The organism is Bradyrhizobium sp. USDA 3315, assembly GCF_054056795.1.
Window position 1 is genome coordinate 3,868,351 of sequence record NZ_JBSRYP010000001.1, and the last position, 15,859, is coordinate 3,884,209.

The 15,859-nt window shown below is 64.4% G+C and carries 20 protein-coding genes; 8 read left to right on the top strand and 12 right to left on the bottom strand.

The genetic code is table 11. The features are described from left to right. Positions 1-43: 43 nt before the first annotated feature. Entirely contained in the window at positions 44-901 is an 858-nt protein-coding gene (gene sseA / locus ACVIYL_RS17770; RefSeq protein WP_456779301.1) for a 3-mercaptopyruvate sulfurtransferase, read from the top strand. 17 nt (positions 902-918) lie between these two features. On the opposite strand, the gene ACVIYL_RS17775 is transcribed toward sseA, so the two are convergent. Continuing rightward, positions 919-1,764, bottom strand: coding sequence for a hypothetical protein (locus tag ACVIYL_RS17775; protein ID WP_253607153.1), 846 nt, complete (start codon positions 1,762-1,764; stop codon positions 919-921). Between the two features lie 329 nt (positions 1,765-2,093). On the opposite strand from ACVIYL_RS17775, the gene ACVIYL_RS17780 reads away from it, so the two are divergent. Together ACVIYL_RS17780 and ACVIYL_RS17785 are read left to right on the top strand one after the other, a co-directional pair. Next, entirely contained in the window at positions 2,094-3,338 is a 1,245-nt protein-coding gene (locus ACVIYL_RS17780; RefSeq protein WP_456779302.1) for a L,D-transpeptidase family protein, read from the top strand. A 102-nt stretch (positions 3,339-3,440) separates the two neighbouring features. Further along, on the top strand, positions 3,441-4,184 hold the full coding sequence (locus tag ACVIYL_RS17785) for a DUF4336 domain-containing protein (RefSeq protein ID WP_456779303.1): 744 nt from the start codon (positions 3,441-3,443) through the stop codon (positions 4,182-4,184). A gap of 18 nt (positions 4,185-4,202) precedes the next feature. On the opposite strand, the gene ACVIYL_RS17790 is transcribed toward ACVIYL_RS17785, so the two are convergent. Both ACVIYL_RS17790 and ACVIYL_RS17795 read right to left on the bottom strand, forming a co-directional pair. After that, complete coding sequence (locus ACVIYL_RS17790; protein ID WP_456779304.1) at positions 4,203-5,165, bottom strand: D-2-hydroxyacid dehydrogenase family protein; 963 nt, start codon at positions 5,163-5,165, stop codon at positions 4,203-4,205. A 117-nt stretch (positions 5,166-5,282) separates the two neighbouring features. Next, positions 5,283-5,528 carry a hypothetical protein gene (locus ACVIYL_RS17795; protein ID WP_456779305.1) on the bottom strand — a complete coding sequence of 82 codons (246 nt, stop codon included), beginning with the start codon at positions 5,526-5,528 and terminating at the stop codon, positions 5,283-5,285. 273 nt (positions 5,529-5,801) lie between these two features. On the opposite strand from ACVIYL_RS17795, the gene ettA reads away from it, so the two are divergent. Together ettA and ACVIYL_RS17805 are read left to right on the top strand one after the other, a co-directional pair. Then, positions 5,802-7,451 carry an energy-dependent translational throttle protein EttA gene (ettA, locus tag ACVIYL_RS17800; RefSeq protein WP_057019129.1) on the top strand — a complete coding sequence of 550 codons (1,650 nt, stop codon included), beginning with the start codon at positions 5,802-5,804 and terminating at the stop codon, positions 7,449-7,451. A gap of 165 nt (positions 7,452-7,616) precedes the next feature. Beyond that, complete coding sequence (locus ACVIYL_RS17805) at positions 7,617-8,201, top strand: TIGR00645 family protein (protein ID WP_016843725.1); 585 nt, start codon at positions 7,617-7,619, stop codon at positions 8,199-8,201. Between the two features lie 20 nt (positions 8,202-8,221). Here the strand turns inward: ACVIYL_RS17805 and ACVIYL_RS17810 are convergent, their stop codons facing one another. Then, positions 8,222-8,908: a hypothetical protein gene (locus tag ACVIYL_RS17810; RefSeq protein ID WP_456779306.1), complete on the bottom strand. Its 687-nt coding sequence runs from the start codon at positions 8,906-8,908 to the stop codon at positions 8,222-8,224. Next, positions 8,896-9,072 (bottom strand): hypothetical protein, encoded by a 177-nt coding sequence (locus ACVIYL_RS17815; protein WP_456779307.1) that lies wholly within the window; start codon positions 9,070-9,072, stop codon positions 8,896-8,898. The genes ACVIYL_RS17810 and ACVIYL_RS17815 overlap by 13 nt, the downstream gene beginning before the upstream one ends. Before the next feature lie 83 nt (positions 9,073-9,155). On the opposite strand from ACVIYL_RS17815, the gene ACVIYL_RS17820 reads away from it, so the two are divergent. Further along, a complete protein-coding gene (locus ACVIYL_RS17820; RefSeq protein ID WP_456779308.1) occupies positions 9,156-10,388 on the top strand; it encodes a lytic murein transglycosylase in 1,233 nt (410 codons plus the stop codon). Between the two features lie 93 nt (positions 10,389-10,481). On the opposite strand, the gene ACVIYL_RS17825 is transcribed toward ACVIYL_RS17820, so the two are convergent. Together ACVIYL_RS17825 and ACVIYL_RS17830 are read right to left on the bottom strand one after the other, a co-directional pair. After that, positions 10,482-10,766: a hypothetical protein gene (locus tag ACVIYL_RS17825; RefSeq protein WP_016843728.1), complete on the bottom strand. Its 285-nt coding sequence runs from the start codon at positions 10,764-10,766 to the stop codon at positions 10,482-10,484. Positions 10,767-11,002: 236 nt separating this feature from the next. Beyond that, a complete protein-coding gene (locus ACVIYL_RS17830; protein WP_016843729.1) occupies positions 11,003-11,308 on the bottom strand; it encodes a hypothetical protein in 306 nt (101 codons plus the stop codon). Between the two features lie 391 nt (positions 11,309-11,699). On the opposite strand from ACVIYL_RS17830, the gene ACVIYL_RS17835 reads away from it, so the two are divergent. Then, positions 11,700-11,972 carry a (2Fe-2S)-binding protein gene (locus ACVIYL_RS17835; RefSeq protein ID WP_016843730.1) on the top strand — a complete coding sequence of 91 codons (273 nt, stop codon included), beginning with the start codon at positions 11,700-11,702 and terminating at the stop codon, positions 11,970-11,972. A gap of 188 nt (positions 11,973-12,160) precedes the next feature. Then, positions 12,161-12,649: a bacterioferritin gene (gene bfr, locus ACVIYL_RS17840; RefSeq protein WP_026193251.1), complete on the top strand. Its 489-nt coding sequence runs from the start codon at positions 12,161-12,163 to the stop codon at positions 12,647-12,649. A 97-nt stretch (positions 12,650-12,746) separates the two neighbouring features. Here bfr and ACVIYL_RS17845 read toward each other — a convergent pair whose 3' ends face one another. From ACVIYL_RS17845 to ACVIYL_RS17865, 5 genes are all read right to left on the bottom strand, one after another. Further along, a complete protein-coding gene (locus ACVIYL_RS17845) occupies positions 12,747-13,157 on the bottom strand; it encodes a hypothetical protein (RefSeq protein ID WP_253607160.1) in 411 nt (136 codons plus the stop codon). 187 nt (positions 13,158-13,344) lie between these two features. Next, on the bottom strand, positions 13,345-13,698 hold the full coding sequence (locus ACVIYL_RS17850) for a hypothetical protein (protein ID WP_076830365.1): 354 nt from the start codon (positions 13,696-13,698) through the stop codon (positions 13,345-13,347). A gap of 153 nt (positions 13,699-13,851) precedes the next feature. After that, positions 13,852-14,199 carry an MmcQ/YjbR family DNA-binding protein gene (locus tag ACVIYL_RS17855; protein ID WP_456779309.1) on the bottom strand — a complete coding sequence of 116 codons (348 nt, stop codon included), beginning with the start codon at positions 14,197-14,199 and terminating at the stop codon, positions 13,852-13,854. Positions 14,200-14,216: 17 nt separating this feature from the next. After that, positions 14,217-15,272, bottom strand: a complete 1,056-nt coding sequence (locus ACVIYL_RS17860) for an alpha/beta fold hydrolase (RefSeq protein ID WP_456781849.1) — start codon at positions 15,270-15,272, stop codon at positions 14,217-14,219. A gap of 111 nt (positions 15,273-15,383) precedes the next feature. Beyond that, positions 15,384-15,785 carry a nuclear transport factor 2 family protein gene (locus tag ACVIYL_RS17865; RefSeq protein ID WP_456779310.1) on the bottom strand — a complete coding sequence of 134 codons (402 nt, stop codon included), beginning with the start codon at positions 15,783-15,785 and terminating at the stop codon, positions 15,384-15,386. Positions 15,786-15,859: the final 74 nt, after the last annotated feature.

Consider the following 15,859-nt stretch of genomic DNA (forward strand, 5'->3'; position numbering starts at 1 on the left):
TTGCCGGATCAAGTCCGGCAATGACGATGGAGAGACACGCAAGATGACGACGACCGACGATCCGCTCGTTTCGACCGAATGGCTGGCTGCGCATCTCGGCGATGCCAACGTCAAGGTGCTCGACGCGACCTTCAAGCTGCCCGGCGTGCTGCCGCTGCCGAAGGACGATTATCTCGCCGCGCATCTGCCGGGTGCTGTGTTCTTCGATGTCGACGCGGTGTCCGACCATGCCAATCCGCTGCCGCACATGTTTCCGAGCGCCGAGCAGTTCGGCCGCGACATCGGTGCGCTTGGCATCGGCAATGCCGACACCGTGGTGATCTACGATTCCGGCGGCTGGGTCGCGGCACCGCGCGCCTGGTGGATGTTCCTGTCCTATGGCCATCGCAACGTGCGCATTCTCAACGGCGGTTTGAAGAAGTGGCGCGCCGAGGGCAGGGCGGTCGAGAGCGGCGAGGTGAAGCCGAAGCCTGCGACCTTCAAGGCGAGCTACGATCCGCAGCGCGTGCGCAGCATCGAGCAGATGATCGTCAATGTCGAAAGCCGTGCCGAGCAGGTGATCGATGCGCGCGCCGCCGACCGCTTCGAAGGCCGCGCGCCGGAGCCGCGTCCGGGCATCCGCGCCGGCCACATCCCAGGCGCCCGCAACGTGCCCTACAACCAATTGTTCGATGCCGCGACCGGCGAGATGAAGCCGCTCGATGACCTGCGCAAGTCGTTCGCGGGCGCCGGCGTAAAGCTCGATGCGCCCATCGTCACGAGCTGCGGCTCCGGCGTCTCGGCCGGCGTGCTGACGCTGGCGCTTTACCGGCTCGGCGTCACCGAGAGCGCGCTCTATGACGGCTCGTGGTCGGAATGGGGGCAGGCGAGCGGCCCGCCGATCGCGACGGGACCGGCCTGACAGGTCATTCCTGCTTGCTAGCGGCGGGTGAGCGGCACCAGGGTCGGCTGGCCGAACGGATCGAGCTGCTGCTGCTGAACGATCTGCCGAACCGGCGGCGCGCGGACAATCCGCCGCCGCTCCTTGCGATGTGCCGGCTTGCTGACCGCGCTGCGCTCCGGCTTCTTCGCCTCAGCGGCCTTCGGCGCCACCGGCGCTTCGACAACAACTTCAGGCCCACCCAGCGTCGCGATCTTGGTCGCGGCCGCGATCGCCTCGGGTGATGGCGGCGGGGCGGGCTCCGGCGCTGCCATTGCGGGTGCCGGCGGCGGAAGCGCGGGCTCGCTGGGGCCGGGCGGATCGGCGACGGCGGCGACCTTGGCCTCCGTAGCCGCCGGTGCGGCTTCGGCGGCAGCGGGCGTCGGCTCCGATGCCGCCGAGGGATCTGCGGTCGGAGTCTGAGCCGCAGTGTCGGCGGATTGGGCCGGCGCCGGGGTCTCCGTGGCTTGGGCCTCCGGCTTCGGCGGAGCGGGTGGGACCGGATCATCCGCCGTCACGGCGGCGACCTTCTCCGGCTCGGCTGCAGGGGCGGCGATCTCAGCGGGAGCGGCCGGTTGTTCGGACGCGGCCGGCTCGGACGGGGCTGCTGGCGTATCGGTCGTCACCTTGTCGGCGGCGGGCGGGTCGACCCGCACCATGGCAAGCACTGGCGGCGTCTCGGGCTGCTGCGCGAATTGCGGCTCGGGCGGCGGCGCCCGGCGGGCCGGAATGCTGGCGAACTCTTCATGCGCCGCGCGAAACAGCGCGGCTGCCCCTAACCCGAACACCAGAAGCGAAGTCGCCAGCACGATCGCGGCGAACAGAAAACGAAGGCCGGGGAGCATGGGCGCGGGTTCCCCCTTCTGCGGGAGGGTCTTCGATGTCGAGGGAACGCGGTGACCACACAAGAAAGCCGGCGTCGCGAGCGCGAATCAGGCCGATTCGAAGATATCGCAACGTCCCGGGACTGTTTGTTACAAAATGCGGGTGATTGATGACTTTGGCCACGTGGACAAACATTCCCGACCCGTGAGACATCTTTGCCGCAGCGTTGACGCGAAATCACAAAAGGCCCGGAATAGCCCGGGTTTCGCGGATTTGTCTTGAATGCGCCGCTATCTTCCTGCATTGGGCCGTTAACAGTCCGGTGTGGCTTGGGGACTATAACAGAGCAATGATGATCAACCGCATTCTGACGATTTGCGCTGCCGCGGCTCTCGGCGTGGCAGGAACCTCGCTTGCGCATGCGCAGCAGGGTTATCCGGCGCCCCAAGGCACCGCCTATTCGACGGCGCCCCAGCCCTACCCCCAGGGCAGCATGCCGGATTTCGACGCACTCAATGACGATGACGGGCAGGATTCGGCTGCATTGCCGCCGCCCGGCCCGGTGCTGTCGCCGAACGACCCGCGCTATGGCCGTCCGGCGAATGCGCCCGCCTATTCCGATCGTGGCGCGCCGACCGGTCCGGTGATGTCGCCGGACGATCCGCGCTATGGCCGCCCGATGAATGCTCCTCCGGTCTATTCCGACCGTGGCGCGCCGACTGGGCCGGTGATGTCGCCCGATGATCCCCGCTATGGCCGTCCGATGGGGCCGCCGCCGGTGATCTACGGCGATCGTGCGGGTGCGCAACAAGCCAATCGCGACAATGGCGTTCCGGCCGCCGGTGTTTCCTACGGCGACGACCGCGGCGGCATGCGTCCGCCCGAGGGCGTTACCGGAGCCGTGCCGCAGCAGCAGGCGCCGGTCGATGCCAACGGCAAGCCGGTGCAGATCGCGGCGCTGCCGCCGGACGAGCAGCCAGAAGACGCCCCGGCGCAACTGCCGCCGAATCTGCGTCGCCAGGAAGTGTCGTTCGCGACCAAGGAGCCGGCAGGCACGATCGTTGTCGATACGTCGAACACCTACCTCTATTACATCCTGGGCAACGGCCGGGCGATCCGTTACGGCGTCCGTGTCGGCCGCGACGGCTTCACCTGGACCGGCGTGCAGAAGATCACCCGTAAGGCCGAGTGGCCGGATTGGCATCCGCCGACCGAGATGATCGAGCGTCAGCCCTATCTGCCGCGCTTCATGGCCGGCGGACCCGGCAACCCGCTCGGCGCCCGCGCGATGTATCTCGGCTCGACCGTGTACCGTATTCACGGCACCAACCAGCCGTCGACCATCGGCAAGTTCGTCTCGTCGGGCTGCATCGGCATGCTGAACGAGGACGTCTCCGACCTGTTCGAGCGTGCCAAGGTCGGCACCCGCGTGGTTGTGCTGCCCGGTGGTCCGCCGCCGGGAACGGCGACGGCTTCTGCCGCGCCCGCGAACCCGATGGCTCCCTCTGCGGCCCAGGCTCAGGCGGCCGCGCCGCTGCCCGGCACACAGCCGACCACGGTGCAGCCGCTGCCCGCACCGGTGACGGTGCGCTAGGCCAATCGGCAAGTTCATCATTGAAAAAGGCGCGCGAACAGCGCGCCTTTTTTTGTTGCAACAAGCCGCGCATTTCGACGTTGCAGCTTGGGAAGCAATGCGATGCAGGACGTCTGCGAGACCTATCCGCCGCTGAATGCGCCAAAGCCTGTCGCCGATGACGTATGGATGATCGATGGTCCGATCATCCGGTTCGGTCCGCGCTGGTTCAAGATGCTGTTTCCAACGCGCGCGACGATCGTTCGTCTGCCGGGTGGGCGGCTGTTCATTCACTCGCCGACACCATTGCTGGCCGAGCTCAAGGCCGCAATCGTTGAGCTGGGCGTACCGCGCTGGATCATCGGTCCGAATCGTCTGCACTATTGGTGGATTCCGGAATGGCATGCTGCCTATCCGGATGCGCGCATCTTCCTTGCGCCCGGGATCAAGCAACAGGCGGACAATCGGCTGACCTTCGAAGGCGAGCCACTGGAACGATCATCCGGCTATCCCTGGGATGAGTGGATCGCGACGCTGCCGGTGGCAGGCAGCTATATGACGGAGGTCGTGTTCTTCCATCTGCCGTCGCGGACATTGCTGCTGACGGACCTGATCGAGAATTTTGAGGCCGGACGAGTCCGCTCGCCGTTGATGCGGTTCCTGATCTGGCTCGGCGGCGTGCGCGATCCCGACGGCAGCACGCCAACCGATCTGCGCTCGACCTTCCTGCAGGACAGGGACGCGATGAAGGCCGCCGTCGCCCGCATGATCGAATGGGATCCGGAGCGGATCATCCTCGCCCACGGGCGCTGGTACGACCGGAACGGCCGCGCCGAGCTCGAACGCGCGTTCCGCTGGCTCGGCTAGTCGCGGTGAATGCTACTGTCAGGCCAGGCGCCGCGGCGGCTCGCTGCCCTTGGTGAAGGCGTCGATGCATTGGACCATCTGCTGATAATGCGCCTGCAGGCTCTCGCGCGTCGCGTAGCCGAGATGCGGCGTGATCACGACATTGTCGAGCTTGCGCAGCGGATGATCCGACGGCAGCGGCTCGACCGAGAACACGTCGATGCCGGCGCCGGCGATCGTCTTGTCGCGCAGCGCCGCGAACAGGGCGTCCTCATCGACGATCGGCCCGCGCGCGGTGTTGACGAGATAGGCCGACGGCTTCATGCGGGCGAGATCGGCGGCGCCGACCAGTCCGCGCGAGCGCGGGCTCAGCACGACATGGATGGTGATGATGTCTGATGTCGCGAACAGCTCGTCCTTGCTGGCATAGCCGACGCCGGCCTCCTTGCACTTCTCCGGCGTCAGATTGGGACTCCAGGCGATGACGTTCATGCCGAACACCTTGGCCATGCCGGCGACCTTGCTGCCGAGCTTGCCGAGGCCGATGATGCCGAGCGTCTTGCCCTCGATCTCGGTACCGGCAAAGGTCTGCCAGGCCTCGCCGGCGTGCATGCGCGCATTCTCGCGGCCGATGCCGCGGGTCAGTTCCAGGATCAGGCCCATGGTCAGCGGCGCGGTGGGATCGCGGCTATATTGGGTGCCGCACAACACCACCTTGCGGTCCTTGGCGGCCTCGATGTCGATCGCCGCGTTGCGCATGCCTGACGTGATCAGGAGCTGCAGCCTGGGAAGTGCGTCGAGCAGGCTCTTCGGGAACGGGGTGCGCTCGCGCATCGCGCAGATGATCTCGAAATCCTTCAGCTTCGTCGCCGCTTCCGCCTCGCTCGCGAACGGCTTGTCGAACACGGTGACGTCGACCCAGTCCTTGACCTTCGGCCAGTCGGCCACCGAAAGCGCGATGTCAAAATAGTCGTCGAGGATTGCACAGCGGAGCCGCGTCATCGGGGAGGTCCATTCAGGGTGAGGACGACGGCGGGAGATCAACCGTCGGGATACCCGTCATGGTCGCGCGCAATCGGCAGGCGCGCAAGCGGCCGCGGTTTCAAAAAGCGGCGATTGTCACACGCGCGGCGACGGCTTCTTCGTGGCGCGGATATCGGCGAGCATCGAGCGGACCGCCGGCGACAGCGCCATCTGCTTGGCACGGCAGGCCGGACCCGGGCCGCGCATATAGTGCAGTTCCGGCCGGTAGGGATTGAAAGCCTTGGCGACGAAGGCGCGCCAAAAGGCGCGGAATTCGGCGAACAGCGTCGCGTCGCCTTTGGTCGTCGGGCGCGGAAGGGGTGCTGAAATGATGGTAGCCATGACGTGGCCTCAACTGTTTTGGCCGCGGTTCTGCCGCGAAAATCGCCGTTTTTCGACGTTGAGAACGAGTTTTGGCCTGATTTATTAAAAGATGGTTTCAATTGTCGTGATTCGGCGCACACATGACATCGAACCCGTAATCACCCGTGGTGAAGCCGCGAAACGTGGTGAACGGACGGAAAACAGAGGTCCCGCGGTTGCGCTTTCGGGGGCCGGCCGTTACATCGGCGGCAGCAAAATTTCCACAAATCGGATCAATTCCAGGGACAGCGGATGGCTCGCCAGTTCATCTATTTCATGCAGGGTCTGACCAAGGCGTACCCGACCCGCAAGGTGCTCGATAACATCCATCTGAGCTTCTACCCGGACGCCAAGATCGGCGTGCTCGGCGTCAACGGCTCGGGCAAGTCGACGCTGCTCAAGATCATGGCCGGCCTCGACAAGGAGTATAACGGCGAGGCCTGGGTCGCCGAGGGCGCCCGCGTCGGCTATCTCGAGCAGGAGCCGCACCTCGATCCGGCACTCAACGTTCGTGAGAACGTCATGCAGGGCGTCGCCAAGCAGAAGGCGATCCTCGACCGCTACAACGAGCTTGCGGTCAACTATTCGGACGAGACCGCCGACGAGATGACCAAGCTTCAGGACGAGATCGAGGCCCAGGGCCTGTGGGATCTCGACAGCAAGGTCGACCAGGCGATGGACGCGCTGCGCTGCCCGCCCGACGATGCCGATGTCACAAAACTGTCCGGCGGTGAACGCCGCCGCGTGGCGCTGTGCCGCCTGCTGCTCGACCAGCCGGAATTGCTGCTGCTGGACGAGCCGACCAACCATCTCGACGCCGAATCGGTGTCGTGGCTGGAAGGCCATCTGCGCAACTATCCCGGCGCGATCCTGATCGTGACCCACGACCGCTACTTCCTCGACAACGTCACGGGCTGGATCCTCGAGCTCGACCGCGGCCGCGGCATCCCGTACGAGGGCAATTACTCGTCCTGGCTGGTGCAGAAGCAGAAGCGACTCGAGCAGGAAGGCCGCGAGGATGCCGCGCATCAGAAGACGCTGGCCCGCGAGCAGGAATGGGTGGCGTCCTCGCCGAAGGCGCGCCAGGCCAAGTCGAAGGCCCGCTACCAGCGCTATGAGGATCTGCTCAAGAAGGCGAGCGAGAAGCAGACCCAGACCGCGCAGATCATCATTCCGGTCGCCGAGCGGCTCGGCGCCAACGTCGTCGACTTCGAAGGTCTCAGCAAGGGATTTGGCGATCGCCTGCTGATCGACGATCTCACCTTCAAGCTGCCGCCCGGCGGCATCGTCGGCGTGATCGGTGCCAACGGCGCCGGCAAGACCACGCTGTTCAAGATGATCACCGAGCAGGAGACGCCGGACAAGGGCACCATCACGGTCGGCGAGACCGTGCATCTCGGCTATGTCGATCAGTCGCGCGACGCGCTCGAGGGCAACAAGACGGTGTGGGAGGAGATCTCCGGGGGCAACGAGCTGATCCTGCTCGGAAAGAAGGAAGTCAATTCGCGCGGCTACTGCTCGGCGTTCAACTTCAAGGGCGCTGACCAACAGAAGAAGGTCGGCGCGTTGTCAGGCGGTGAGCGCAATCGCGTGCATCTCGCCAAGATGCTGAAGTCGGGCGCCAACGTGCTGCTGCTCGACGAACCGACCAACGACCTCGACGTCGACACGCTGCGCGCGCTGGAAGAGGCGCTCGAGGATTTCGCCGGTTGCGCCGTCATCATCAGCCATGACCGCTGGTTCCTCGACCGCATCGCGACCCACATCCTGGCCTTCGAGGGCGACAGCCATGTCGAATGGTTCGAGGGCAACTTCCAGGATTACGAAAAGGACAAGATGCGCCGGCTCGGCCAGGACAGCATCATTCCTCATCGCGTGAAGTACAAGAAGCTGACGCGCTGACCAGTATGAACGGTCGAACGCGGCATCTCGCCGCGCTCGACCGTTCTTCGTTGGCAGGATCGTGACGGCATCGCGGCGCAATCTGCGGCCAGTTGTCGCTTTTCAAGCGCGCGGGATTGCGTAGATAGAGCGCTCCGCAATTTTCAATCCTGCGAGCACTCCACCATGTCCGCACTTTCTGAGGCGCGCGCCCCCGCGAAGGGCCGGTCGCTGCGTCCCGTTCCCATGCTGATCTTCGGATCGCGCTGGCTGCAATTGCCACTCTATGTCGGCCTGATCATCGCCCAGGGCGTCTATGTCGTGCTGTTCCTCAAGGAACTATGGCACCTGTTCGCCCATGCCTTCGATTTCAGCGAGCAGCAGATCATGCTGGCCGTTCTCGGCCTGATCGACGTCGTCATGATCTCGAACCTGTTGGTGATGGTGATCGTTGGCGGCTACGAGACCTTCGTGTCGCGCCTCAATCTGCAGGGACACCCGGACGAGCCGGAATGGCTCAGCCACGTCAATGCCAGCGTGCTAAAGATCAAGCTGGCGATGGCCATCATCGGCATCTCCTCGATCCATCTGCTGCGCACCTTCATCGAGGCCGGCGCGCTGTCGTCAGGCAAGGGCAACTACACCGAGACCGGCGTGATGTGGCAGACCATCATCCACTGCGTCTTCATCCTGTCGGCGATCGGCATCGCCATCGTCGACAAGCTGTCGAACGACTCGATTGAAGGCGCCAAGCAGCAGGTTGGGCATTAGGGATGAACGGCGGCGCGGCGTCACCGCGCCGCGCGCGAGCCGAACAGTGCCGGCGCGGATCTGCCGAGCCATTCGGGGATTTGCGCCGCGCCCCGCGGAAATCCGCGGGCCATCGCGAGGACAAACGCGGTCTGCCAGACGCCGAACAGCACCAGCCAGCCCAGCAAGGTCGGCAGCCTGACGATCGCGCCGTAAACCGTTCCGGCTGCGATGGCCGCGATCCACGCCGCCGTCGTGATCGCGACCACCAGCGCCAGCTGAAACCGGTCCCTGGCGCCAAACATCACATTGCAGGTCGCGATCGCCGCGCCGAATATCACGCCGGGCAGGATCGTGATGCCGCCGGCGTCGGAGACGACGAACGAATATTGCAGGACGTTGAGCGCATAGGTCGCGACCATGCTGCACAGGACGGCCGACGCAAGCGACAGCACGGCGAAGGGCAAGATCGGTCGGTCGCGCGACTGCTCGCTTTTGGCTTCCAGCATGCGATCGACGGCGGCCCGTGTCTCGGCGGCCGCGCTGCCCTGAGGTTCGAGGATCGTGACCGCCTTGAGATAGGTCGGAACCTGGTCGAGCGGGGTCGGCGCCATCATCACCGGCAGCACGCGGTTGCTGGGGTTCGGCCATTTGTTCCGGGCAAAGGCGAGCTCGCTCAGCGTGTAGCGTCCCCTGGTCACCGATTCCGGACTGATCAGGAACACCATAAAATCGCTGCTTTCGATGGCTTTTCGACGCGCGCATCGAAGCTGTCGCCCGGCGGAAGATCGTCGTGCGAAAAGAAAACGTCATGGTCGCAATTGCGCAGGGACTGGGCGATGCTGTCAGCCTGCGATTCCAGTTCGGAGGGAAATGACAGAAATATACGCATGGCAAAACTTACCGCCCAGAATTGAATTCTGACAATTGCCGAATCCGCGTTGCAATGCCCGTTTCCGCAGGGTGAGATCGATCATGAAATGGCCAGCCACCATTGTCGCATTCGCGCTGCTGCTTTGTGCGCCGCTGCAGCGGCCCGCATGCGCCGCCGATGCTGCGTTCACGCAGTTCATCGCCTCGCTGTGGCCGGAGGCCAAGGCCGCCGGCGTGTCGCGCGAGACCTTCGATCGCGAGACGCGCTCGCTCGAGCCCGACTACAAGCTGCCCGACCTGATCCTGCCCGGACGTCCGAAGACCGGCGCACCGGCGCAGGCCGAGTTCGTGCAGGTGCCGGCCGATTACATCAGGGAAGCCTCGATCGCGCGGCTCGCCGCCGAGGGGCAGCGGCTGTTGCAGAAGTATCGCTCCTCGCTCGATGCGATCGAGAAGCGGTTCGGCGTCCCGGCCACCGTCGTGCTGGCGATCTGGGGCCGCGAGACCGACTACGGGCGCTATTCGCTGCCCTACGACACGCTGCGCGTGGTGGCGACGCAGGCCTATGTCGGCCGTCGCAAGGATCAGTACCGTACCGAGTTCATCCTGGCGCTGAAGATCCTCGGCGAGGGTGCGGTGACGCGCAAGGAGATGCGCTCCTCCTGGGCCGGTGCGACCGGCTACACCCAGTTTCTGCCGTCGGAATATTACAAGCACGGCGTCGATCTCGACGGCGACGGCCGCGTCGACATCTGGCATTCGGTGCCGGACGCGCTCGCCTCCGCCGCGCAGCAGCTGGTCAACAAGGGCTGGCAGCCCGGCGTGCGCTGGGCCTATGAGGTGCAGGCGCCGGCCAATGCCGACTGCACGATGGGCGTGCCTGAAGTGACGAAGCCGATCAGCCAGTGGCTGCGCGCAGGCTTCGTGCCGGTGCGCGGGCAGAAGCTCAGCGCCGCCGAGCAGGCGCAATCGGCGTCGCTGCTGCAGCCGGAAGGCAGCTACGGTCCCGCCTTCCTGACCACGCCGAACTACTTCGTGATCAAGGAATACAATTTCTCCGATCTCTACGTGCTGTTCGTCGGCCACCTCGCCGACCGCATGACGAGCCCGCAGCCATTCGCGACGCCATGGTCGGCGTCGAAGCAGCTGCGCTCCGCCGATGTCGAGGCGATGCAGCAGCAGCTGACGAAGATCGGTCTCTACAAGGACAAGCTCGACGGCAAGGCCGGGATGCAGACCCGCGCGGCGCTCGGCGCCTATCAGAAGCAGGCCGGGCTGAAGGTCGATTGCTGGCCGAGCGAGGCGGTGCTGCGCGCGATGAACGGGCGGCGCTGATCGGGCCGGCTCGCATGGCCGCCTGTGGCGAAAAGCAAAAACCCGGCCGCGAGGCCGGGTTTTCGAATGTGATGCTGAAAACGTGTCGGTCGATCAGTCGCAAACCTGGATGCGACGGAAGCGCCAGCCGTAGCCGTCCCAGAAGCGCTCACGAACCATACGGCACGGGGCCTCTTCGACGTAAACCGGCGCCGGTGCGACATAGACCGGGGCGGGGCGAGCGCCTGCGATAGCGCCGCCCAGCAGGGCGCCGCCGATCAGGCCGCCGGCAACGCCGGCCGCGACGGCGCCGCCGTCACCAGCCTTGGCAGCCGGAGCAACGGCCAGCGAACCGGCAATCGTGGTGACGGCGACAAGGGCAGCTAAAGTCTTCTTCATGTCTTTGGCTCTCCTGGAAGGTGGTGGCGTCGTGGTTCGGCGCCGGGTTGAGGTGACTCACACGCTGATCTCGAACTGCTGTCTTGCTAAACAGCGCAGAACAGTCAACCGAAAGTAAACGTCCGCAGGCTGATCGCGCAGAAAAGCGGTTTTTTCTGGCCATCTGCAGCAGATGTCCCGGAGAAACAGTCGGTTTTCCGGGACATCTGGTTCGATTTAATCGAGATGAACGGCGATCAATCGCAAACGCGGACGCTGCGAACACGCCAGGTGTAGCCGTCCCAGAACCGCTGGCGCTGCCAGAAGCAGTCGGGGCCGTAGCCGGGTTCGGCGACATAGGCCGGACCGGGCGCATAGTAGCCGTATCCGGGACCGTAATAGCGGTTCTGCGATGCGATCGCGCCACCGACAATGGCGCCACCGATCAATCCCGCAGCGACGCCGGCGGCGACACCGCGTTGTGCCTGGGCGGGGGCGGGCACCGCCACAGTCGAAGCCGCCACAGCGGCAACGGCGCAAAGCGCCAGCAATGTCTTCTTCATGGCCTCACCTTTCTCGCGGCAGCAGGGACAGCGTGCATTGGCGATCTGTCTCGCCGGAGGGTTCCATATTCAGCTTGAATGATCAATGAACGACGCTGCCGCATTCGCGACCAAATGCTTGCAGCTTTTGCAATATCTTGCAACGCACAAGCCCGATAGCGCCGCGGCGAGGCGTGTGCTCATGGGGGCCGGCGGCGAAGGAAGCGGTTATTGGCCCGTCAGCCACCCGGCGGGTGTCGGATTCCTGACCTCCGACCGATTTAGACTCATTCCAATATGAATCCCTCATCAGTTTGGAATTGCTACAAAAACCGCTTTTTCCTTTTGCATCCCGCGGGAACCGACAATATCCATATTGGAAAGCATCACCGTTGGACCCCGCCTTTCTCCGATGATTGTCTGTTCCTGTAACGTCCTCAGCGACCACGATGTCCGCAATGCCGTCAATGGCGGTGGGTCCGTGACACGAAATGCCAAGCAGGTGTACGGCTGCCTCGGCTGCAGTGCCGAATGCGGCCGCTGCGCGCGCACCATCAAGGCGATCATCGACGAGGCGCTCGGTCCCTGCGCCAAGGCCTGCTGCTCCGGCTGCCCCCACAGCGGCCATCCGCACGCCGCCAACGAGGACGCCGAGCCGGCCGAATTCGCGCTCGCGGCCTGCTAGACTTTCTGCTTCGACGCGTTTCCTGACGCGAACCGGCTTCCGCTTCGCTGGAAGTCGCAGCGCCAAATCCTTCGAATCCGGTTATCCACGCGCTGCTTCTGCGACAGGTTGCTCTTGCCGGCAATCTGATTTAGAAACGTTCTAAGTTTAGCGTCGGCCAAGGTTGGCCGCGACAGGTGGAGTGGATCATGCAAGGCGACCCGAAGGTCATCGATTATCTGAACAAGGGGCTGCGCAGCGAACTGACCGCCATCAATCAGTACTGGCTGCACTACCGGATGCTCAACAATTGGGGCCTCCTGGAGATGGCCAAGGTCTGGCGCAAGGAGTCCATCGAGGAGATGGAGCACGCCGACAAATTCGTCGATCGCATCCTGTTCCTGGACGGCTTCCCGAACCTGCAGGTGCTCGATCCCCTGAAGATCGGCCAGGACGTCAAGGAGATCATCGAGTGTGACCTCGCCGCCGAGATCGGCGCGCGCACGCTCTACCAGGAGGCGGCGACCTACTGCCATGGCGTCAAGGACTATGTCAGCCGCGACCTGTTCGAGCAGCTGATGAAGGACGAGGAAGACCACATCGACTTCCTCGAGACCCAGCTCGACCTGATCAAGCGCATCGGCCTTGAGCTCTACACCCAGAAGCACGTCGGCCATCTGAAGGGCGAGGATTCCTGACCGGCTGTCTGCCGGCGCGCCGAGCGTCTGCCAAAATACGAGAGGCCGTCCTTGCGGGCGGCCTCTTTTGTTTTTGCGAACGGGATCGAGCTATTCGTCAGTAGCACCGCGTGATGTTGACCGTGCGGTCGCCGCCCCGGCCGGGCACCGTGACGCTCTCGGTGGGGCAGCTCGACACATAGGGCCGATCCGACGGCACCACGGCCGGCGGATAGCGATGCGCCCAATCCCACGGCACGTCCTGGGTGTAGGTGTAACGGACGTCGCTCGAGACTGGCGCCGGGACGTCGGCAGCGAAGGGAACGCTCGCCGCGCCATCATAATAACCGCCCGCGTCCGGCAACACGATGCCGGGGACCCGCACATGATGGCGGAAGGCTGGATGGTGCGAGGAGAACGTGCCGCGCGCTGCGGATCCGGATCTCGCATATGTCTCGGTCGGGGAAGCAAGCAGCAGCGCTGCAACGCCAAGGGACGCCATCAGCGCCCCAGTTGTTCGATACGCCATTCTTCGAAGAGCCATGGCACGCACCAACTCGCGGTTACGGAGCATTTCTGCAGACGCTAGGCCGCGCCTCACGGCGCCCGCAAACTCATCCTTAATTATTGGTTAAAAAGTAAGGTTAACAGGGAGTAACTGTTTCAAATTGACGCGACCTCGCGCGCAGGCTTCCCGCGCAGGCGGCGGGCGCCGTTCAGACCGCATCCGCCGGAACGAAGCAGCTGATGATGATGCTGCCGCGGTGGTGCACGTACCACACCACGGCCTCGCCGACCGGGTTTCCGCGATCGCGGATCACGGCGCGCTCCGGCACCATCATCCACTCGCCCTCGATCGGCACCCAATAGGCGCCGCCCCGAACGTCGTAGCTGGTGCGATGGCCGTCGGAGATGTCGCAGCACGGCACGCCATTCGGCGCGATCACGCTCTTGAACCAGGCGCGGATATCGGGCGGCACGTTGTCATATTGGCCGTTGTCGAACGCCAGTGCAGCGCCCGCCATCATGGCGAGCCACGCAAGCACCGCGACATGCGTGAGCTTTCGCATTGCCTTCCTCCGGCGAAAACTTCTACGTGACCCGCGCGTAGCGTCACGCGAATCCGGTGTTTGCGCGATTAGGCACGAAACGCGCGCGAGATGCATGCTCAAAGAATGAGCGAATCCGCGTGTCTTGCTTGATGCAGTGCGGGATGGTTGCGCTCAGGTTGGTTGCTTCGTGCGCGCCTTCTTCGCGGCTTTCACCGCGATATTGTCCCGCGCCATTTCGAGCACGCTGCGCAGCGTGATCTGATCCGCTTTCGCGAGGCGGACATTGGTGCTGCCGCTCTTGCCCCAGCCGCCCGGCACCGGCCGGAAGATCTCCGGCTCGGCCTCGACCAGCATCGCCTGCTGCTCAGGTGTCAGCTTCACCATGCCCCAATCCTGGTCGGGATAGCCGAGGGTTGCGAAGATGCGCTTGCCGACGCGGAAATCGGTTGTGCCGTGATGCGCGCCTTCAATGACCTCGGGCAGGCTCAGCGCAATGCGGCGGAAGCGATCAGCGGACATTGCCCGGGCCTCGATCGCTACATCGTCGGCGCCGTCTGCAACAGTTCCTGCAATTGCCTGGCATAGAACTTCGCATCGCCGGTGGTGAGATGGCCGCGTGTCTCGCTGCTTGCCGGGATCAAGTCAATCCTGCCGTTCTTGATCCGCTTCACTGCAGCTTCAGTGACGCCGGTCTCCGGCGGGTTGCGTTCATCGTCGGCGGCATTGATGGCACACAGGGTGGCCTCGATCTTCTCCATTCCGGCGGAGGGATCGTAGTCGTGCGAGGCCTCCCATTGATAGATGTAGTCGTTTGCATCTGATGTGACCGGCAGCGCCAGCTGGTCGTCGACCAGCTTGTCGGCCTGCGCCGCGGTCGGCGCCAGCGTCTGGTAGCCGAGCGTGCCGCCGGCACTGGCGAAGCGATAGGCGGCGACGGCGTATTTCATCATCCGCGGCTGGCTGGTGTAGTTGCCGCCATTGTAGTCGGGATCGTTGCGGATCGTTTCCAGCATCGTCCGACGCAGCATCCAGTTGCGTGCCGCCATAGCGGTCGGCTGCGAGGCCATCGGCACCAGCACGTCCATCATCCGCGGATAGCGCACGCCCCAGATCCAGGTGTGCATGCCGCCCATCGAGTTACCGATCACGAGCCGCAGATGCCTAATGCCGAGCCCTTCGGTGACCAGCCTATACTGCGCGTCGACCATGTCGTTGTAGTCGTATTTCGGAAAGCTCGTCCGCATCGCGTCCGACGGCTTCGACGATTTGCCGTGCCCGATGCCGTCAGGGATGATGATGTAGTATTTCGCCGCGTCGAGCGGCTGGCCGGGGCCGAACAACTGGCCGGCAAAGCTCGGCGTCAGCATGCTGGCGGCCGAGCCGCCGGAGCCGTGCAGCACCAGCACCGGCTGTCCGGTCGGCGCGCCGACCGTGGTGTAGTGCAGCCGCAGTTCCGGCATCACCTCGCCGCTGTGAAACTTGAAGTCCTTCGCGGTCCACTCACCGTCCTGCGGCGTGGGGTAATCTGCAGCCATGGCCGGTACCGACATCGAGACGAGAGCGGCCACGAGCGCCGCGCACCAACGGATCATCATGCTTCTTCCCACGCGCGGCGCGTTTGTCCAGCCGCTTCGGTGCAAGCCTAGCATGACCGAAAGCGTTGTCCGAGAGCTGCTCGGCGCGGCTGGCAAAGATGTGTTCGGCTAGCTCTCCTTGAGTACGTTCAGCGCATACCATCCCCAATAGACGCGGTGACGCTGGATCAGGCCGTCATCGATCTCCATGACCTCGACCAGATCCATCTGATCGCCGTCCGGAGACTGCCGCGGATACTCCCACGTGAGGACGCGGCCGTCGCTGAAGAAACCCTGCTTGAAGCGCCGCCGTTGCGGCGGGTTGGTGCGGAACACGCGCGTGATGAACTCGCGCAGCGCGTCGCGGCCGTGGACGATCCCGTCTTTGGTCTGCATCAAATGCTGCACAAGCGGGCTCTCGATCGAGGCGTCGGCTGCGTAGAGCGCGAGCGCCGCCTCGAGGTCCTTGTTACCGAGCGCCTCATCCCAGAGCCTGTAGATGCGTTCCGCGTCGTTGCTGCCGGCTGTCATGATCGTTCCCTTGTGTTTGATCGACTGCCGCCCATTTGAACGGAACAGGCCGCCGCGACGTTTCAGGAAAATCT